At 35.4% G+C, this 20,526-nt stretch carries 20 protein-coding genes; 14 read left to right on the forward strand and 6 right to left on the reverse strand.

Annotated elements, in window-relative coordinates:
- Positions 1-127 precede the first annotated feature (127 nt).
- The gene (locus ACIQYS_RS17260) at positions 128-2,236 is read left to right on the forward strand and encodes a triple tyrosine motif-containing protein (protein WP_402982585.1); all 2,109 of its coding nucleotides are present in this window, start codon (positions 128-130) and stop codon (positions 2,234-2,236) included.
- A 52-nt stretch (positions 2,237-2,288) separates the two neighbouring features.
- Here the strand turns inward: ACIQYS_RS17260 and ACIQYS_RS17265 are convergent, their stop codons facing one another.
- Positions 2,289-2,822 (reverse strand): ECF transporter S component, encoded by a 534-nt coding sequence (locus ACIQYS_RS17265; protein ID WP_402982587.1) that lies wholly within the window; start codon positions 2,820-2,822, stop codon positions 2,289-2,291.
- 208 nt (positions 2,823-3,030) lie between these two features.
- On the reverse strand, positions 3,031-4,221 hold the full coding sequence (locus ACIQYS_RS17270; protein WP_402982590.1) for a coenzyme F420-0:L-glutamate ligase: 1,191 nt from the start codon (positions 4,219-4,221) through the stop codon (positions 3,031-3,033).
- A gap of 121 nt (positions 4,222-4,342) precedes the next feature.
- On the opposite strand from ACIQYS_RS17270, the gene ACIQYS_RS17275 reads away from it, so the two are divergent.
- From ACIQYS_RS17275 to ACIQYS_RS17285, 3 genes are all read left to right on the forward strand, one after another.
- Positions 4,343-5,233 carry a LysR family transcriptional regulator gene (locus tag ACIQYS_RS17275; RefSeq protein WP_402982592.1) on the forward strand — a complete coding sequence of 297 codons (891 nt, stop codon included), beginning with the start codon at positions 4,343-4,345 and terminating at the stop codon, positions 5,231-5,233.
- A gap of 473 nt (positions 5,234-5,706) precedes the next feature.
- On the forward strand, positions 5,707-6,630 hold the full coding sequence (gene hprK, locus ACIQYS_RS17280; RefSeq protein ID WP_402982595.1) for an HPr(Ser) kinase/phosphatase: 924 nt from the start codon (positions 5,707-5,709) through the stop codon (positions 6,628-6,630).
- A 352-nt stretch (positions 6,631-6,982) separates the two neighbouring features.
- Positions 6,983-8,692, forward strand: coding sequence for a methyl-accepting chemotaxis protein (locus ACIQYS_RS17285; protein WP_402982597.1), 1,710 nt, complete (start codon positions 6,983-6,985; stop codon positions 8,690-8,692).
- Between the two features lie 82 nt (positions 8,693-8,774).
- Here ACIQYS_RS17285 and ACIQYS_RS17290 read toward each other — a convergent pair whose 3' ends face one another.
- Positions 8,775-9,146: an SET domain-containing protein gene (locus ACIQYS_RS17290; RefSeq protein WP_402982600.1), complete on the reverse strand. Its 372-nt coding sequence runs from the start codon at positions 9,144-9,146 to the stop codon at positions 8,775-8,777.
- A 25-nt stretch (positions 9,147-9,171) separates the two neighbouring features.
- The gene (locus ACIQYS_RS17295) at positions 9,172-10,257 is read right to left on the reverse strand and encodes a CotH kinase family protein (RefSeq protein ID WP_402982602.1); all 1,086 of its coding nucleotides are present in this window, start codon (positions 10,255-10,257) and stop codon (positions 9,172-9,174) included.
- 211 nt (positions 10,258-10,468) lie between these two features.
- On the opposite strand from ACIQYS_RS17295, the gene ACIQYS_RS17300 reads away from it, so the two are divergent.
- Positions 10,469-10,873: a hypothetical protein gene (locus ACIQYS_RS17300; RefSeq protein WP_402982605.1), complete on the forward strand. Its 405-nt coding sequence runs from the start codon at positions 10,469-10,471 to the stop codon at positions 10,871-10,873.
- A 165-nt stretch (positions 10,874-11,038) separates the two neighbouring features.
- Here ACIQYS_RS17300 and ACIQYS_RS17305 read toward each other — a convergent pair whose 3' ends face one another.
- Positions 11,039-11,800, reverse strand: a complete 762-nt coding sequence (locus ACIQYS_RS17305) for a YgaP family membrane protein (protein ID WP_402982607.1) — start codon at positions 11,798-11,800, stop codon at positions 11,039-11,041.
- 117 nt (positions 11,801-11,917) lie between these two features.
- Positions 11,918-12,190 carry an alpha/beta-type small acid-soluble spore protein gene (locus ACIQYS_RS17310; RefSeq protein WP_402982609.1) on the reverse strand — a complete coding sequence of 91 codons (273 nt, stop codon included), beginning with the start codon at positions 12,188-12,190 and terminating at the stop codon, positions 11,918-11,920.
- 149 nt (positions 12,191-12,339) lie between these two features.
- On the opposite strand from ACIQYS_RS17310, the gene ACIQYS_RS17315 reads away from it, so the two are divergent.
- The 9 genes from ACIQYS_RS17315 to ACIQYS_RS17355 all read left to right on the forward strand — a co-directional run bounded on the left by ACIQYS_RS17315 (position 12,340) and on the right by ACIQYS_RS17355 (position 20,524).
- On the forward strand, positions 12,340-13,278 hold the full coding sequence (locus ACIQYS_RS17315; RefSeq protein ID WP_402982612.1) for a Gfo/Idh/MocA family protein: 939 nt from the start codon (positions 12,340-12,342) through the stop codon (positions 13,276-13,278).
- 156 nt (positions 13,279-13,434) lie between these two features.
- The gene (locus ACIQYS_RS17320; RefSeq protein WP_402982615.1) at positions 13,435-14,184 is read left to right on the forward strand and encodes a methionine ABC transporter ATP-binding protein; all 750 of its coding nucleotides are present in this window, start codon (positions 13,435-13,437) and stop codon (positions 14,182-14,184) included.
- Positions 14,177-14,839, forward strand: a complete 663-nt coding sequence (locus tag ACIQYS_RS17325; RefSeq protein WP_402982617.1) for a methionine ABC transporter permease — start codon at positions 14,177-14,179, stop codon at positions 14,837-14,839. The genes ACIQYS_RS17320 and ACIQYS_RS17325 overlap by 8 nt, the downstream gene beginning before the upstream one ends.
- A 15-nt stretch (positions 14,840-14,854) precedes the next feature.
- Positions 14,855-15,685, forward strand: a complete 831-nt coding sequence (locus ACIQYS_RS17330; RefSeq protein ID WP_402982620.1) for a MetQ/NlpA family ABC transporter substrate-binding protein — start codon at positions 14,855-14,857, stop codon at positions 15,683-15,685.
- Positions 15,686-15,988: 303 nt separating this feature from the next.
- The gene (locus tag ACIQYS_RS17335) at positions 15,989-16,384 is read left to right on the forward strand and encodes a hypothetical protein (RefSeq protein WP_402982622.1); all 396 of its coding nucleotides are present in this window, start codon (positions 15,989-15,991) and stop codon (positions 16,382-16,384) included.
- Between the two features lie 62 nt (positions 16,385-16,446).
- Positions 16,447-17,481: a Gfo/Idh/MocA family protein gene (locus tag ACIQYS_RS17340; protein WP_402982625.1), complete on the forward strand. Its 1,035-nt coding sequence runs from the start codon at positions 16,447-16,449 to the stop codon at positions 17,479-17,481.
- A 171-nt stretch (positions 17,482-17,652) separates the two neighbouring features.
- Positions 17,653-18,150, forward strand: coding sequence for a TRAP transporter small permease (locus tag ACIQYS_RS17345; protein WP_402982627.1), 498 nt, complete (start codon positions 17,653-17,655; stop codon positions 18,148-18,150).
- Between the two features lies 1 nt (position 18,151).
- The gene (locus ACIQYS_RS17350) at positions 18,152-19,447 is read left to right on the forward strand and encodes a TRAP transporter large permease (protein ID WP_402982630.1); all 1,296 of its coding nucleotides are present in this window, start codon (positions 18,152-18,154) and stop codon (positions 19,445-19,447) included.
- A 48-nt stretch (positions 19,448-19,495) separates the two neighbouring features.
- Entirely contained in the window at positions 19,496-20,524 is a 1,029-nt protein-coding gene (locus ACIQYS_RS17355; protein WP_402982632.1) for a TRAP transporter substrate-binding protein, read from the forward strand.
- The last annotated feature ends 2 nt before the right edge of the window (positions 20,525-20,526 follow it).

Genomic DNA, 20,526 nt, shown 5'->3' on the forward strand with positions numbered 1-20,526 from the left:
GATTGTTAATACTATAGAGGAATAAAATTTATGGAATATTCATTTACCTATATTTGGATAGATAACAATTATTTCTAGCTGATATAATTTAATAGCATTAGTTAATATATATACTAGGAGGATTTTTTTGAAAAACATAGCACATTCTTTATTTTTATTCATTTTTGTTCTTTTTACCCTCGTTTTACTAGAACCGGAAAAGATTGCACTAGCAGCAGGAGGGCCAGTTAACATAGGATTTAACCCTTACGATACAGCTGTTGACCCTGATAAACCAGTTGTTTACATGACAGAAAAGGGTAGTAAAACAATTCAAGCAGTTAATTATGAAACAGGTGTCATTAAAACGCTTACATTACCGTATCCAGCGGAGCGATTAGAATTGTATAATCAGAATCTATATGTGACACAGCTTAAAATGAAGCATGATAGCTACAATTTTGGTCCTCATGAGGGTGGTATTGCGGAAGTTGATACAGAAAAATTTACGTTAAATTCCGTTATGCATATAGACGAAGATCCTTATGATATTGCCATCGATCAAAATGGATTTATCTATATTACTCCTGGCTCGGATCAACATGGTTCTATAAAGGTTTATTCCTTAGTAAACAAAACTAAAGTGGACAATGAGAAAAATATTTATGTTTCCCCTTTTTCCATGATTTATTACAATAAAGAGGCTTCGAAATTATATACGATTAGTTCAAAGGTTAACCCAAGAGACATTTATGCTTATGAAATCAATAATGGAATCATTATTAAACAGTATAATTCCCCTTATCACGGAGACTATCGTTTAAATCCAACAGCAAACATTTCTCCAGATGGTCTTCAAGTATATAATCATAGTGGTGTTGTTTTCGACTTAGCCGAAAAACAGCCTGGAGATATGGTATATAAGTTTGAATTTGATCGGGAATATAAAGACTTTGAATTCAGCTTAAAGGATCAGTTAACATTTGCAGTTAGTAATTCTGGCGGGATTGATGTATATACATATAACACGACTAATTACTTATACACGCTTAAGAAAAATAGGTTAGTCGAAAAACTACATTATAGGAATGGACTAATATCGATATATTCAGATAGCAATAATAATTACTTTTTAGAGTTTGTTGAAAATTATAATAAGGAAGTTTTTTCTGCGCAAACAGCACTATATCGCAAACATCTTGGTAACAATGACATGAGAGAATTAACGACTGGTACAAAAAATATACCGATAAATAGTTTTTTCCAAGTGGTATATAATGAAACAATTACTCTGAATGATAAAGCGGAAATTACTCTTAAAGGACCAGATGGATTTGTGAGGGTAGACACTACGATTAACAGGGAAGTTTTAACTATTAGACCAGAATATTTACAAGAATACGCAACGTACACATTGTCTATCGGAAATGGGGCATTAACTAACTCTATTGGTGAAAAATTACCTGCAAAACAAGATATTCAATTTCAAACAATGGCTCCGTCAATTACAAGCTTATCTGTAACGAAAGATCAAACAAGCCGATTACCGCTAGAATATGTGTTTACAGCGAATGCAGTGGGTGGTGTTAACCCACAGTATCAATTTCTAATCAATGAAGATGGAAAATGGAAGGTTCTCCAAAAATATGGACCCGCTAATAGTTTGGTATGGCGCCCAGTAGAAATAGGGCCGTATGAGTTTAAAGTTATGGCAAGAAGTGAGGATTCAGAGGAAAAATCTGAAAAAGAGCATGAGTTCTGGTGGCAAGTGTTAGATATGGATCCACCAATTGCTGACTTAAAAGCAGTTAAAAACGCATCGAAAAATAATATGAATATTACAATTACTGCAAAAGATAATTTAGGTATTAAGACAATTATACTTCCAAATGGAGTTAAAGTTAATGATTCAAAAGCTAGCTATACAGTAAATAAGAATGGAACTTATTTATTTGTAATAGAAGATGTGACCGGAAATGTCATTACTAAATCGTTAGAGGTAACCGATCTTGATAATGTAAAACCAAAAGTAATCATTACAAAAAGTTCTTATGCTAAAACTAAAAGTAATGTAATAATAACCGTGAATATACCAGATAAGACGATGGTGAGAAGTATAAAATTACCGAATGGTACATACGTTAATAGGTCTACTGTCTTTTTCTCTGTAAGTAAAAACGGTGTTTATAAATTCGAGATAGAAGATGATGCCGGTAATATTTGGACGGAATCAATTACTGTAAAAAATATTCATTGATTCAAAGTGAACAAATCCCCACTTCGTATTTAGAAGTGGGGATTTAAAATGATTATTTAAAAATAGGCACCTTTTTTAACACAACACAAACCGGAAGAGCTACACACATACCTACAACATTCTGAATGAGATTTCCGGGAATAGAAGCTAATGGAATAACCCAACTACCGAATATAACTCGTTCGCAAATATAATAGACAGCAAGCATAAAAGGAACCGAACAAATTGTTGCGACTAGATTGAAGGCATAACTGTTTCCGTTACGACCATTTGACCAGGCAATTTTTCCAACTATATATCCTTGTAAACCTCGAGCTACTATAGTGAAAGGTGCCCACAATGTCCATCCCGAGATTAAATCAAATAAGCCCATCCCAACAGCACCAGCAATTGCTCCTTTTTTAGGACCAAATAAAATAGATGCGATAAAGAGCATACCTGTTCCAAGATGAACTAAACCACCGTTTGCCGTAATAGGTAATTTGATATTTAATAAAACTGTTGAAACAAATACGAGTGCAATTAACATCGCACTTATGATTAAATCAACCGTATTTGATCTTGAATAACTTTTCACTGTGTTCATAATTTTAAACCTTACTTTCTTCTGAATTTGTTTTCTTATTTGTAGAAAACTTTATCAAAGTTTTGGCACTTGTAAAAGCATCAGTTTAATATAAAACTTAGAGGTCAGTTTAAGTTGTTTATTGAATATAAAGCAATTAAAAAAGCGAGGTATTCGACAATTAAACTGTCAAATACCTCACCAAAAAGCACGAGCTCTTTCCTATATATTATTTTGTATAATTATCAAAATAACCTTGGATGAAGACAATAGGTGTTCCTTTGTCGCCACTTCCAGAAGTTAAATCAGATAAAGAACCGATAAGATCTGTTAGTCTTCTAGGAGTTGTCCCTTGCGCTTCCATTGCACCAACAAGATCTTCATTTTTATTATTTATAAATTCAGAAATAGCTTGTTTAAGTTCTTCGCCTCTTAAATCGGCAAAGTTATTATCTGCAAGGTATTTTAACTTCACTTCATTTGGTGTACCATCAAGACCTGCTGTATAAGCAGGGGATACAACTGGATCTGCGAGTTCCCATATTTTTCCTACTGGATCTTTGAATGCACCATCTCCGTAAACCATGACTTCTACATTTTTACCTGTTTTTTCTTGTAACATTTGTTGGATTTTATCAACGATTGGTTGGCATTCACGAGGGAAAAGTTTAACGCTATCTTCTGTTGATTTATTTGACCCAAGTAGACCATAAGCTTCATTAAATCCACTACTATCAATGGACGCTGATAAGATGTCATCGAGACCGTAAATTTTCTCTCCGCCATTTGCTTTCAAAATTCTTTTCGTTCTGAATCTTGTGTGGATATCACAAGTAAGAACATTTTTTGTGTAATCTAAAATAGTTTTAGCATTATTAGAGAAGATTACTTCACATTCCACTCCGAATTCTTCGATTAATGATTTATAATACTCAATATAATCGACTCCAGTAAACGTATGTTTAATATAGCCAAAATGATCACGGAATTGTTTTTCAGTTAGAACATCTGTCCAAGGATTAACGCCTTTTTCGTCAAGTAAATCTATGTCTACCAAGTGATTGCCAACTTCGTCCGATGGATAGCTTAGCATTAATACAACTTTTTTAGCACCTTTCGCGATACCGCGAAGGATGTTTGCAAATCGATTACGACTTAAAATAGGGAAGATAACACCAACTGTTTCCTCTCCAAATTTCGATTGAACATCTTGTGCAATATGATCGATTGTCGCATAGTTTCCTTGCGCACGTGCAACGATGGATTCTGTTAATGTTACAATATCTTTGTCTTGAATGGAAAAGCCTTCTACCTCTGAAGCTTTTAACACGCTATCTACAACGATTTCTTCGATGTTATCTCCTTGATTGATGATTGGGCAACGAAGTCCTCTTACAACTGTTCCAACAACTCTTTCCAAAATGATCGCTCCTTAATAAGCATAAAAATTTATTTGTAATTTGTACCTACTTGTACTATACATGTAATTAATGATATAAGTAAAATGAATATATGATATAGTAGATATAAGGGGTGCTTATATGGTAAGTAAATTAGATTTATATAGAGTATTTTGTAAAGTCGCCATTTTTAAAAGTTTTTCGAAGGCCGCAAAAGATCTCTATATGACACAACCAGCTGTTAGCCAGTCCATCATGCAACTAGAAAGAGAGTTAGATATTCGACTTTTTAATCGAACACCAAGAGGAGTATCTTTAACAAATGAGGGGATCCTTCTGTTTGAGTATGTGAGCTCCGCTATGAATTTAATCGATGTTGGGGAAGAAAAGCTGTTTGAATTTAAACATTTAACTGCTGGGGAATTGAAAATAGGCGTAGGCGATACAATTTCTAGATATTACTTACTTCCGTATTTAGAAGCATTTCATATGAAGTACCCGAATATTAAATTTAAGATTGAGAACGGCACCACGCTAGAGCTTTGTTCGATATTAAAGTCAGGAGGAATTGATATTGCAATTTGTAATTTTCCTCTCGAAGATCCTACATTAGAACAAATTCCATGTATTGATATCCATGATATATTTGTTTGTGGAGAAAAATATAAAAGTCTATTATCTCACCCAATAAGTCTAGAGGAAGTTACTGAGCTGCCATTAATATTATTAGAACCTAATTCAATTTCCAGAAAGTACGTAGAAGATTATATATTATCCAAAGGGATTAAAATTGCTCCTGAGTTTGAGTTAGGCTCCCATGATTTATTATTGGAATTTGCTCGTATCAATTTAGGGATTGCTTGTGTAACAAAAGAATTTTCCCAAGAATATTTAAACAAAGGATTGTTGTATGAGTTACCTTTAGTGGAAGAAATACCAAAGAGAAATATTGGTGTATGTTTTTTAAAGAGTGTGTCTTTATCACAAGCGTCTAAAAAATTTGTAGAGATTATAGAAAATAGACAAGCTTAATAAATTTCGGAAAAGGTTATCAAACACAAGCGTTTGATAACCTTAAACTTTAGACAAACTCAATATTGGATGAATAGAGTTGGATATAAAATTCGGCACAGACCACCACTTAGCCTCCTTCCACTTGAACGCTTCGTGCGGGGTCTCGGTTGTCTCGCTTTCCCACAGGAGTCTTCATGGTGGTCCATGCCCCTTATAAACAAATCCATCTAAATAGATATCCACTATCTTATCATTTAATTGGATAAAGGAATCTCGATAAGAAGATTCATAAGCTATTCATAACAGTCTATAAAAATACTTTTGTGTCAAGCTGAGGTTATCAAACATAAGCGTTTGATAACCTTTTTTATTCATATTTTAGGTACTTGTGAAGTATACTTTTATAAGGTATTATTACTAATATTTAACGGGGTATAATAGAAAGTTATAGAAGACTTTAACGGGTAGTTTAGAAGGCGAGAGAGATAAAGATGAAAATTATAACTGTTGAAAATATCGTCCGTACATTTTCATTTGATGTGTTAACAGGACTTGATCAGTTGCATCGTGTACTGAAAAAATCGAAAGTCCGCAGACCTGGTTTAGAATTCATGGATAAATTCGATTTTATTGCAACTGAACATGTCCAAATTTTAGGGAAAAATGAAATTAATTATTTACATACACTTTCAGAAGAAGAATGCAAATTACGTATTGGCAATATCGTTCAATACGATCCACCATGTATTATCATTACATCAAATCAAGATGAACCACTCGGATTAATCCATTATTGCGTAGAAAAGAAAATTCCAGTATTACGTACACAAGATTCGACCAGTGAGGTAAGTGCGAAATTAGATGCGTATGTTGTAAAAGCGATGGCGGAGGAAATTGCTATTCATGGTGTTTGTGTGAATGTAGCTGGTATTGGTATTTTGTTGCGTGGTAAATCGGGTGTCGGAAAAAGCGAAACAGCCCATATACTCATTGGGCGTGGACATCGTTTAGTAGCAGATGATATCGTCGTATTGAAAAAACTAAGCCCACAAACGTTACTAGGATCGCATAATGAAAAAAACAAAGAATTCCTTGCCTTGCGAAGTATTGGGTTACTAAATGTCGTACGTTTATACGGAAGAGCTGCTTTCCAAGATGAAACAAGGATTGCACTAGATATTGAGTTAACCAAATGGGAGCACAATACATTGAATAACGAACTAGAATTAGCAACAAAATTCACAGAATATATGGGGGTACAAATTCCACATATTCAAATTCAATTACAGCCTGGTCGTGATGTTGCTGGCCTAATAGAAGCGGCAGCAAATAATTGGTATTTAAAGCAGCAAGGCTATAGTGCGGCGGAAGAATTCGTCAAACGACTTGAGGAGGACTTTGGAAATTCCAATTAATGATAACCATTTATCACAATGCGTACTTTTTTGGGGTGCTAGATGTAAGAACATGAACGATTGTTCTTTTATCTGGCACTTTTTTTATGCGAAAAATCCTACAATCGTATTTAAAAGTTTTGTGATACGTATTAGGCCTAAAGTATTAGTGACTTTAGTAATTAAAAATTGTACAATATCTAAATGGTTGATAGGTATTTTATATCACTAGGGCTATATGTATTTACAATGTATTGTGTAATTTTATTATTTTTTGAAATTTTTATGATTGGTGTAGATGTCTAACGGTTGATACTTAAATAGCTATGTACATAAGGTAAATAAATGTGAACAAAAAGGGAGTATACTAGAAATGAGCTTAAGAAACGCTAAAATTGGGAAGAAATTAGTCTTTTTAATTTCTCTTTCCATTCTAATTTTTTTACTAATAGGTGGAACAGGATTCTATTTTATGAATGAAATGAAGAAAAATTCTATTCAAATGTATAAGGATGCACTTTTACCAATAAAGTGGCAGTCACAAATCCGTACAAATAACGAAGCAATCGACCGATATACGTTAGAAATATTACTAACATCTGACTCGAAAGAAATGAAAGCCTTACAAACACAAATTAATGATCGAATAAATGAAAATAATGAGTTAGTAATGTCTTTAGAAAAGGGTCTTCTATCTTCCGCTGAACTAGAGAGGTTAGCTCAATATAAAAAAGATTTTGAACTCTATAAAGTTGAGTTACAAAAAGTAGTGAACTTAAGCTTAGTTGGGAAGAGTGATTTAGGTTATGTAGAATACCAACAGAAACTCAAAGATCCTATGGAAAAATCGAATACTCTATTACAGGAGATTGGAGTTTATTTAGTAAACTATGCAGATGATTTAGATACGAGTATTTCAGTTAGCGTAAAAACAAGTAATATTATTGTAATAACAGTGATTCTCCTTGCACTTGTTTTGAAAATTGTAATGGGTACTGTCATTGCACGTATGATTACTAAACCATTAAGCGAGATTCAAAAGCTTATGGTTAAAGCAGAAAATGGTGATTTAACGGTTGAAGGGAAGTACCGCTCGAAAGACGAGATAGGAGTGTTAACGTCCTCTTTCAATAATATGGTGTTTAAGTTAAGAGAATTAATGAGACAAGTAAATAGTACATCAGAACTAGTAGCGGCTTCATCAGAAGAATTGACAGCAAGTTCAGAGGAGTCAACGAAGGCTAGTGAACAAATTTCCTCTACCATGCAAGAATTAGCGATTGGAGCAGAAAGACAAGTATCAAGTACAGAAGAAAGTTCGAAAATTGTGGAAGAAATGGCTTTAAGTATTCAGCAAATTGCTTCCAATGCACATGATTTATCGATTAATGCAAACGATGCGTCCCTAAAGGCAATAGAAGGAAATGAAGCTATTCACTCAACAATTGAGCAGATGAATTCTATTAATTTGACTGTTACTCAATTATCACAAGTCGTAAATAGTCTCGGAAACCGTTCCAAAGAAATTGGAGAAATTATTGAAGTGATCACAAGTATTGCCTCACAAACAAATCTATTAGCTTTAAACGCGGCTATCGAATCTGCTAGAGCGGGCGAGCACGGACGCGGTTTTGCTGTAGTCGCCGATGAAGTACGTAAACTTGCAGAACAATCAGCAGAATCGGCCGGGAATATTGCGGACCTTGTTGCTTTAATACAAAACGAGACAAAGGTAGCTGTTCAATCGATGGAGAAAACAACCAAGGAAGTAAATGGAGGAATAGAAGTTGTCAATAAAGCTGGTGATTCATTTGCACAAATACGTAACTCTGTAAATCAAGTATCTACTCAGTTACAAGAAGTTTCCGTTACTACGCAACAGCTGTCTGCTGGATCTGAACAAGTGCTTCAATCAGAAAAGATTTTAACTGAAATTGCAGACGAAGCAGCATCAGGAACTCAAAGTATAGCAGCTGCTGTTGAAGAACAACTAGCATCTATGGAGGAAATAACTGCGTCTGCTGAATCTCTTTCTCACATGGCTTTAAAACTGCAAGAACAGATTGGTAAGTTTAAGGTATAAAAGCATAATAATAGATTAAATGCCAAGTTCTCCTTAAGAAAGGGAAACTTGGCATTTATAATCATACGAATTTATTTCTTTACTATATTACATCAAACCATAATCTAGATGTATCCTCTGGCTCTCCGTTGTAGTTTATTGTTAATTCCTCACCCTCTTTAATATCTACTATTGCGTAAAAATCAATAGATAAATTTTTTTTATTATTACTAAATGTTATATTCGGTGTGTATGAATGATTAAATAGTGACCCATACCCCAGTGCGATAGCTGTATCTTTTTTCCCCCAGTGAAAGCTGTAATAATAAAGGACAGTCTTTTTTAAATATTTCCATTCATCTTTTGGTGATACGATAACAGGTGATACTTCTATTAGCTCATCCTTTTTAATATCACGCGCAGCAAATATCCCTCGACCATACTTTCCAGTCTCTTTCATATAAAAAGGTAGCAATTGCTTTAACTCCTTTCTTGCAAACTTAATCTAGGTTGCTAAGATTCTCTCTTAAATAATTTCTACGATCACGAATGAATTGGAAAATTACTTCTGGTTCTTCATCAAACTGATCTATTTTATTTTTTGTATAAGGGTCTTGCAGTATGTGGGGACGTACATGTTCATGCAGTGATAATACTTTGTCTTCCATATATTCCACAGTAAACTTTGTATCAAGAATTTCTTCCAATACGTTTCTATAACGTTTGCGGAATTCTGGTAGTTGCATAAGAAGCGAACAAAGATAATTTCCCTTCTTTCCTTCAATAGGGACATAAGTATGCTCCATTAGTCCACCGCTAACCTTCCGTCCCCATGTTGCATCGTAATCCCAAGGAAGCACTTCAAATAAACATGTGTCACTATTGCGATAGAGGGCATAATTATGTGTGAAACCATCATTATTCATTGTACAAATTGCCCCAACTAACCAGAGGATAAATTGATCCATATTCATGTGTTGGGAGATTTCACCGAGGAACTTTGACTTGGAGGTAGTATTTATCCTAGTAATTAACTCAGTAAGAAATTCATCATCGGACGATTTACCACACGCTTGGATATAGCCCGACAAAAGTGATTTTTTGGGCTTCTCGTCCCTTGTAAAGGAAAAATTCGCATCGTTGTTGACGGCATAATAAATGGGACCAGAAGGCAGATCTCTTTTTTTCAGAAACATATCGTCCACGGACTCTAACTGTAAATAGACACCTTTAAATGAACCATTCCTGTAAAAATTTATATGCTGGCTATCTGGGGCTAAAACACCTAGATCTTGAAAAAAGTCGAATGAAAGTTTATTGCGAATAAGAGAAGGATCTTTATACTCCGCATTGAGGTGAATTTTATGTGCCCCGGCAAACTCTTCGGGATTAACGAAACCAATTAAGTACGATCTTTTACGAAATTTTCTTGTATAAGAGCCACGATAAGCAATATTAATATCGTAAGTAGTGTTTTCTATTTTCAATTTGGTGGAAATAGCATTATCATTCGTTAAGTTTTTTCTTAAACGGTTTAAGTCATCTTCTTTAATCATTAAGTGATAAGAAGGAATGAGATTTGACATATATTCACCTCCTTGTAATTATTCATAGTTATTAATGTTGCTACTGGCAACTAACATAGCTATAGTACATGCATGATGAACAATGGCTATGTTAGTTGTCAGGTTCGTAAGGCATTCCATATTGGTCTGGCTTAAAAGCCTTCCTTAATCGATCGAATGATTAGAGGAAAGCTTTTAATTTTTTTAGTAAATTTATTTATTTTAAGAAGAAGTGCTTCCTGAAGATGTACTTCCAGAAGAAGTTGATCTTCCTTTTCTTCCTGAGGAACTACTTGAAGACGATCTTCCGGTTGAAGAACTTGAAGAGGTAGAACGATTTGAAGAAGTGCTACCTGAAGAAGACGAACTACTTCCTTTTCTTCCTGAGGAGCTACTTGAAGACGATCTTCTAGAAGAACTTGAAGAGGTAGAACCACTTGAAGAAGTGCTACCTGAAGAAGACGAACTACTTCCTTTTCTTCCTGAGGAACTACTTGAAGACGATCTTCTGGAAGAACTTGAAGAGGTAGAACTACTTGAAGAAGTGCTTCTTGAAGAAGACGAACTACCTGAGGATGAACTACTGCTATTCCCTTTTTTTCCTGGCATAACTTGCACCTCCTTAATAACAGATTAGTTTTATAATACGCAAAGCATTTTAAATCAAGTGGACAATTGACTCATGTGCCTAGATACGCATCAAAGTTATTTAAGGTAAAACATAACGATTTCAAACAAAACCAAGAACTATTCTACAATAAAAGAAAACATGCCACCGCAACTTACGGTAGCATGTTTTCTTTTATTGTAGAATATCTGATGCAGGTGATTTTTGGGAAGCTGTTTTTGAAGCGGCGTCTATTACAGAGGCATCTAAATTTGAACTAGTAGTTGTAGCTGAAGCTGATTTCTTGTTCTCTGCATTTGCTGAAGCATTTTTCTTTCCATTTGAGGATCCGTTTGCAGCATTCTTCGTGTTAGCATTAGCATTTGTCGTCGCAGTTTTGTTTGATGCTTCGCTCGTTGTAGACGCTTGTTTTCCGTTAGTATTTCCTCCAGTAGCATTTTGTGATCCCGTCATGTTTGTTACATCGTTCATCATTTGCCCAACTTTTGGTGCTACTGTTTGTGCGATATTACTAATAGTTTGAGCGGTTGTCCCAGTCCCACTTGTCATTTGTTGGGATGCATTTGCACCGGTTAGTTTTTGAGCGATATTCCCGACCATCTGCATAATGTTTCCACTCATTTGACCGGTACTGCCACTTGAAGCAGTTTGTTGAGGCTGAGTTCCGCTTTTCGTCGATGCTCCAGCACCAGTGGAAGCACTTTGAGAAGTATTTCCACTCATCATATTGTCCATCATATTACTCATCGCTTTAGTTGGACAAAATTTAGTGGCACCTTCTGCTACTTTCATGGAACCAAATAAAACAAGCATTTTGCCAGTTCTGCTATTGGGTTCTCGCAAAAGTTTTACGGTACCGTAAGCGGTTAGGATGGAGCCTAACATGAAACGGGCAAAGGCAGTACTTGGACTAAGGTTTTGTTGACTTTTTGTCATCTTTGTAAATCCTCCAATCTGTAATATAACGATGTTTTCATTTCCTCATCCGTTTCAACCATATAATCCCCAAACACATATAAATTATGTGTTTTCGTTCACGAATATGGGGCTACTTTATTTTTTCATCATTTGTTCTTGTGCCATTCTAATCATTTCTTTCACCATACTACCGCCAATTGGTCCTCCAATTTTTCCGGCTTGTTCAGCTGTAAGTTTGCCGTTATATCCTTTTTTTAATGGAATACTGAGTTCTTCAGCAATTTCGTATTTAACATCATTAGGCTTGTCCATATTCACATCATAACCTTGTTCTTTCATCACTCGAGCTTTTAGTTTGTCTAATTCTTCTCGAGCAGAGGGAACTAATATTTTATTTCTATTTGCCATTTTTTTCACTCCTTTGTCTATTAGTATTTCCGGAATATGAACGATTACACATGTATTGCTTGAGGACATGATTAATCTTTCATTCTCTTGAAGTTTATGATTAACTAGTTACATAGCTATAAAACTAGAATGTTAAAGGAGTGCAACTAATGTCAAAAACTACATTTGCATTAATTGGAACAGGAGTAGTTGGGGAACGTATTATTAATCAGATTCTAGCTCATCCTAATTGCGAAATTGTATCCGTATATGATGAAAATAAAACAAGACTAGAGGAAATTTCAACAAGATATCAGCTTCCGGTTGCAGAATCGTTAGAAGTGCTTTTACAAACGCATCCGGATTGGGTTTATATCGGTACACCACCTGTAAGCCATGCGCCACTATCAGAACAAATAGCAGCATCTGGTTTAAATATTCTATCGGAGAAGCCACTTGCTCACGATGCTAGGGATGGCATACGGATGGTAAAAGCTGCAGCTGAAGCTAATGTTCAAACAGCAATGCATTTTCCGTTAATGTATAGTCCAGTTTTACATAGTCTTAAAAATGAGCTGAACTCTGAGTCGCTTGGAGATATTGTTCGTATTGAATTGCATACTTATTTACCAAATTGGCCGAGAAAGTGGCAACAAAATCCATGGATTGGCACAAGAGAACAGGGTGGTTTCATAAGAGAAATATTTCCACATTACCTTCAACTTATGTATCATCTATTTGGCAACTTTACGATTTCTTCTCATACGACGACTTATCCAGCAAACGAGGAACTTTGTGAAACAGGTGTAACAGCATTAGCTAAAACAGAAAGTGGAATACCGATTGTTCTGAATGGTTTGTCTGGAATTGGACAAGAGGAAAGTCTAGAATTTAAAGTTTTTGGAACAGAAAAAGCAATGACAATCCGAAATTGGTCAGAACTCTGGGTAAGCGAAAGGGATCTAGAAGCTGTTCGAGTCATTCCGGACATTCAGCCAAATAGTTTAATAGATGCGTGTCATCATGTGATCAATGGACAACAGTCATTCGTTGTATCGTTTGAAGAAGGATTGATGGTACAGGAATGGATAGAGCAGTTGTTGATTTAAATACTTTTCCTGTGTACAGCACAACTTAGACACAATTTTGAATAGTGTCTAAGTTGTGCGTGTCACAGGGAACAACACTCATGACAGCCCCAGCATTTTAAGCTATAATTAGTATCGTTGCAATCACCCTTCAAATAATAGAAAGGGGTTTTTTTTATGATTAAATTACATAATATTACTAAAAATTATTCGCATTTTCGGGCTATTAACTCCGTGTCTTTAACGATTAATAAAGGAGAAATTTATGGGATTATTGGAGCAAGTGGAGCAGGAAAATCGACCTTACTTCGATTAATGAATTTGTTGGAAATCCCAGATGAAGGGGCCATAGAAGTGAATGGTCAAACATTAACTGATTTGAACAGCAAACATCTACGAAAAGCACGGAAATCTATTGGGATGATTTTTCAACATTTTAATCTAGTGGCAAACAAAACTGTTTACGGCAATGTAGCCGTATCTTTAGAATTGACCAAGTTTCCAAAGAAAGAACGTCAAAATCGCGTAATAGAGTGTCTTCGATTTGTTGGGCTAGAAAAACTAATGGAAAAATATCCTGCACAATTAAGTGGTGGTCAAAAGCAGCGTGTTGCCATTGCAAGAGCTTTAGCAAATAACCCTCAAGTTTTGTTATGTGATGAACCTACCTCTTCCCTTGATCCTCATACAACTGCGGAAATATTAGATGTACTTGAAAAAGTGAACAAAAGTTTAGGTGTGACAATTGTTCTTGTTAGTCATGAGATGGAAGTGATCAAAAGTATATGTAATCGTGTAACGGTAATGGTAGATGGAGGAATATACGAAACGGTAATAGTGGAACCAAAAGGGATTAAAAGTATTGATAAAAGTCCAAAATTCTTTGTAGAGCAATTAACAAAGGATGGTGACATGCACCATGCCTGAGATTTTAATACAATATCAAGCTGAGATTTTGAACGCTATTGGAGAAACCTTTGTAATGGTTGGTGTATCTATATTAGCTGCTATATTAATAGGATTACCAGTTGGGACAATACTTTTTCTTTGCAGAAAGGACGAGATGCTGGAGAACAAACTGGTGTTTTCAGCATTAAATTTAGTAGTAAATATTATACGTTCTTTTCCGTTTTTATTATTAGTCGTTTTTTTAATACCATTTACACGATTCTTGATAGGAACTGCAATTGGCACTGCGGCAGCAACCATTCCATTATCGATTATCGCCATTGCACATTATTCGCGATTGGTCGAGCAATCTTTAGTGGACGTACCAAAAGGTGTGATGGAGGCAGCAATTTCAATGGGAGCTTCCGTTCAGGAAGTTATTTTCAAATTTCTTTATGTAGAGGCTCGTTCTGGGCTCGTCCTAGGATTGACAACCTCCATTATTAGTTTTATTTCCTATTCGACTATAATGGGAGTCGTAGGGGGAGGTGGTATAGGAGACTTTGCTATACGGTATGGTTACCAACAATTCAAAACTGACTTAATGATGTACATGATTATTATTATGGTTATAATCGTACAGCTTATCCAGTTTATTGGAACTACAGTATCACGAAAAATCGATAAAAGATAATTGGAGGAAAATATTATGAAAAAAATATTCGTTTTAATTACTGTACTGTTATTTATTTTAGGTGGTTGTGGTCAAGCTAATAAAGAAACGGATAATGGAACTGCTCAAAATAATTCGAAGGAAGAAGTGACACTGAAAGTAGCTTCGCTAATACCGCCTATGACGGAAATTCTCGAGAAGCTTGTGAAACCAAAACTAGCAGAGGAATCTATTAATCTGGAAGTTGTTGTATTGAGTGATAATGTGCAGCCTAACAGTGCGCTAGCGGCAAAAGAAGTAGATGCAAACTTCTTCCAACATGTTCCGTATATGCAGCAATTCAATAGTAATAATAATGCGGAACTCGTTCCAATTGTACCTATTTATTTTGCGAACTATGGTGTATATGCGAAAGAATATGATTCGATGGACGAATTGCCAGATGGTGCCGTTATTGCAATTGCAAATGACATTTCTAATATTGATCGCTCTTTGACTTTGTTAGCTCAACATAATGCCATTAAGTTACAAGAAAAAACGGATACATATTATACGCTAGCAGATATTATCGACAATCCTAAAAACTTTAAGTTTGCAGAGGTGGATTTATTAATGTTAGCGAGAATGTACGATGACGCAGATGCAGTTGTTATGACACCGGCATATGCTGCGCCACTTGGATTGACACCTAAAAGTGATGCGCTTCTTACAGAAGGAACTGAAAATGATTTTGCTATTACGTTAGTAGCACGTAAAGATAATGCGGATTGGGAGCCGATTCAAAAGTTAGCCGAAGCTATGACGAGCCCAGAGGTACGCAAATTTTTAGAAGAAAATTATGATGAAACTGCAATACCAGCATTCTAAATACATTCTCTGTGTACGAAACTATTTAGACACCATGTAGAAAAGTGTCTGTATGGTGCGTGGTACAGGTAACATTTACCAAGAGTACGACATCCAGATGTCGTACTCTTAAATTTTATAAAGAGTTACAAAATCTGCGCTATTTTACTTCCTGGACATTTTACATAATGCGATGGATTAAATTTTTCCTCCATTGGATAAACTAGTTTTATCTTTGTTTTTGAAGTGCTTATTCTATTCTCGAAGGAATATAGTAATGTAAGGATTACAAGATTAAAATGTTTCATTGGAAGAGGTGAACGAATGAGCTTTAAGATTGGCATACTTGTTTGTTTGATCTTAATGGTTTTTATGGCGTGCATTACCTATTATTTAAGCAAGAAAGTGTCAAAGAGCCTAATGAAATACATTCCATTTTTTTCTTTTGCTATTGGTGTGCTCTTCTTCTATATCAAGCTTAACTTTATTTCACATGAAGCATATGCTTACGTTCGTATTTTCGATATGATTACAATAATTATACTTATGATAGTAGGTAGTTTTGCTTTTTTAGAAGCGGTCATCATTGAAATTGCAGAAAATAGTAAACTATTTGGGAAAAGCTATATGGGCGTACGAAAAGCAATAAAATCAGTGAATGGCAAGAAAGTGTTTATGTTTAAATTGCCCAGTAGAATTGTTAAGAAAATTAGGAGCTAAGCATTTCCCCTGGGTCACCAGAACGAAGGATGCACCTTAAATATAAATTTTCCCGGAGGTGTATGAGTACGAAAAAAACGTTATATTTCGGAATCATTGGTAGTGGAAATATTGTAGAAACTCATATTAAAAGCATTCAAGAGGTACCGAATGCGAAGGTAACAGCTATTTTTTCTAGAAACAAGGAAACAGCGGAAAAATTGGGTTATCAATACAACATTGAAGTTTACAGTAATTATGAGGAGTTTCTAGATAATAGTGAAATTGATATCGTTACTATCTTAACACCTAGTGGAACACATGCAGATTTTGGAATAATAGCGGCGAAAAAAGGGAAACATGTGATTGTTGAAAAGCCGATCGATACATCGCTAAACAAAACGAACGAACTAATTCGGGCTTGTAGAGAAGCGAATGTTACGTTAAGTTGTATTTTTCAACATAGATTTGATAATGGGATTGTAGATATTAAAAATGCAATGAATCTAGGAGAATTTGGTCAACTGAATTTTGGAGCTGCACGTACTACCTGGTATCGTTCACAAGAATATTATGATAGTGGTGCATGGCGTGGAACTTGGGAATTTGATGGTGGTGGCTCATTAATGAATCAATCGATCCACTATATCGACCTTCTTCTTTATTTAATGGGTCCAGTTGAGGAAGTCCATGCGTATTGTGCTACTCGAGCTCATGAAAGAATAGAAGTTGAAGATATTGCGGTCGCATCATTAAAATTCAAGTCAGGCGCACTCGGATTGATTGAGGGGAATACAGCAGCATATCCAGGGTATAGTGCAACGCTTGATATTTTTGGTAATAACGGTAGTGTCATCATTGAAAATGACCAAGTAAAGGAATGGAATTTTAAGAGTGGAAATCAATACACAAAAGCTCCAAGAGAAGTAATGAAAACAAGTGCATCCTCAAACAAAATGTCTTCTTATGAGTCACACAAAAGACAATATGAGGATATTGTTCATGCTATTTCTGAGAAAAGAGATCCACTAGTAACAGGTGAAGAAGCAAGGAAATCACTTGAATTAGTTTTGGCGATTTATGAATCAGCTAGAACTGGAAATCCTGTCAAATTATAAAAACGTAGTGCCTTAATTATAAAAGGCCTGCGTTTTTTTTGATGAATCACTTAATAAAAACATTTCCTAACCTAAAAAAAACACAATATTTCTATAAAAAATAAGCATTCTAATAATTCTGAATATAACGTAAAATTTAACAAAGAAAACGCTTTCTCGAGGAGGGAAGTTATGAATCTAACCAAAAAAGTATATTCACTCATTGATAATATATTTGAAAAGTTCACCCTTTTATCGTTAATTTTATTAGTAATCATCGTTACATTGCAAGTGATAACAAGATATTTTTTTAACTTTGTCTTCTTTTGGTCAGAAGAAATCACTTTACTTTTATTAGTTTGGTTTGGATTTATGGGAATCGCAATTGGATTTCGAGAGTATATCCACTTAGGAATCGATTCATTTACTAACTTATTTCCGAAAATCTTTAATAAAGTTCTAGATAAGGTGATTCTTATCATTGTTTTGGCTTTTGGCATATACCTTGTAGTTCAGGGGTGGCAATTTACAGTTCTTATGTTGGAATCAACACTACCAGCAACAAAATTTCCGAGTAGCGTCACCTATATAATCATGCCAATAACGGGATTCATGATTTGTTTATATGCACTTTTGCAATTATTTAATATCAATACCGCTAAGTATAAAGACATAGAGGAGGGGCATTAGCATGACAAGTACTAGCATTGCGGTCACCATTTTACTCGTAAGTTTTGTTATTTTAGTTATGCTACGCTTTCCAATCGCTTTAACACTTGTTATATCATCCCTGCTAACCATAATTTTTTTAGGTATACCGTTACCCATTATTGGTCAGCAGATGATTCAAGGAATAAATTCATTTTCCCTACTCGCAATTCCATTTTTTATCCTAACAGGTCAAATAATGAGTACGGGTGGTCTTGCTAATCGGATTGTCAATCTGGCCATTCTTTTAGTAGGAAGGATTCGAGGAGGATTGGCCATGGTAAACAGTGTGGCATCGCTATTTTTTGGGAATATCTCTGGCTCTGCTGTAGCGGATGTTTCATCTGTCGGATCCGTAATGATTCCAATGATGAAAAAGAATGGCTATGAAGCAGATTATGCGGTTGGAGTTACGATTGCATCCGCTATACAGGGGGTAGTAGTTCCGCCAAGTCATAATCTTGTATTGTATTCATTGGCAGCAGGTGGCGTTTCTATAGCTAGTTTGTTTATGGCTGGTATTGTGCCAGGTGTCATTATGCTAATCGCGCTGTGTATTACAGGATATATAATTGCGAGGAAAAGAGGTTATGAAAAGGCAGCTCCTGTGCCAAAGTCACAAATTGCAAGTACCCTTTTACACGGTGTATTATCCCTCAGTCCAGCGGTAATTATCTTAGGTGGGATTATGAGTGGGATTTTTACGGCAACAGAGTCAGGGGCATTGGCTTGTTTATATTCTTTTATTCTAGCTTTTGTTGTCTATAGAGAAGCACCACTATCGAGTGTGTGGGCTATCTTAAAACGTACTTTGAAAACTGTTTCGATGGTTTTTTTTCTAATTGCTGCTTCAGCTGCATTTGGTTGGATATTGGCCTACTTACAAATTCCATCCATGATGACTAACTTATTATTAGGTATTTCTGATAATCCACTTATTATATTATTGATTATTAATATCTTATTACTTCTACTTGGTGCACCAATGGATATGGCACCAATGATTTTAATCATGACACCTATTCTTCTTCCGGTTGTCACAAGCTTTGGTATGGATCCAGTACATTTCGGAATTATTCTTATATTAAATGCAGGAATAGGCTTATTGACACCACCGGTAGGAACTGTTTTATTCGTCGGTTGCGCGATTGGTAAAATTTCCATTTCACAAGGCACGAAAGCAATGATGCCATTTTTCTATGCTTTGCTAATAGTTCTGTTAATAATCACCTATATACCTGAGGTAGTCATGTGGCTTCCAAATATAATGACTGACTAAACCTTGGGATTGGGTAATATTATAAAAATATTTAAGGGGGTTTCAAAAATGAACAATAAAAAATTTATGGGCTTATTAACATCTTTACTTTTTGCCGCAATAATTCTTGTAGCATGTAGTCAAAAGGAAGAGGTTGCAGTGGAGAAGGATGGAGGTACTAAATCAGAAGCACCTAAAATTACTTTACGTCTAGCAGACAATCAACCAGCTGATTATCCAACGGTTATTGGAGATCAAAAGTTTGCCGAGTTGGTTAGCGAAAAATCTAACGGTCGTATAACGATTGAAGTATTTCCAGCAGGTCAGCTTGGTGATGAGAAATCTGTGCTAGAGCAAGTTCAACTTGGAGCTATTGACTTTGCGAGAATAAATGCCAGCCCACTTGCAGAATTTAATGATGATTTCACCGTTTTCTCCGTACCATATTTATTTAGCAGTGATGATCATCTATGGAACTTCCTTAAGGGGGAAAAAGGTTCCGCATTGTTAGATGGTCTACAAGCAGCGAAAATGCAAGGTCTTGCTTATTATGATTCAGGCTCGCGCAGTTTCTATTCCACTAAACCTTTAACAAGTATTGAAGATTTAAAGGGTCAAAAGATTCGTGTTCAGCAAAGTGAAATAAATATAAAGTTAATGGAATCATTGGGAGCAAGTGCTACTCCAATGCCATATGGAGAGGTATTCTCTGCCCTTCAAACTGGTATCATTGACGGAGCAGAAAACAATCTTCCGAGCTTTGACTCATCGAACCATTACCAAGAGGCAAAATATTTGATCATGGATCACCATACAAGAGTGCCTGAGGTGTTGTTAATGAGTAAAACAGCCTGGGAAAAACTTTCGGATGAAGATCAAAAGTTAATCAAACAAGCTGCATTGGATTCAGTCGAGACCCAAAGACAAGCATGGGCTGATTATGAAGAAAAATCTCTTAAGAAATTGAACGAGGCTGGAGTAACTATTACAGAAGTCAAAGATATATCTCCTTGGCAAGCGGCAGTGAAGCCTATTGTAGATGAATTTTCTAAAGGTTATCCTGAGCTAGTCGATGCGATCAATTCGGCAAGTCCATAATA

It is taken from the genome of Psychrobacillus sp. NPDC096426, from assembly GCF_044762745.1.
Taxonomy (GTDB): domain Bacteria; phylum Bacillota; class Bacilli; order Bacillales_A; family Planococcaceae; genus Psychrobacillus.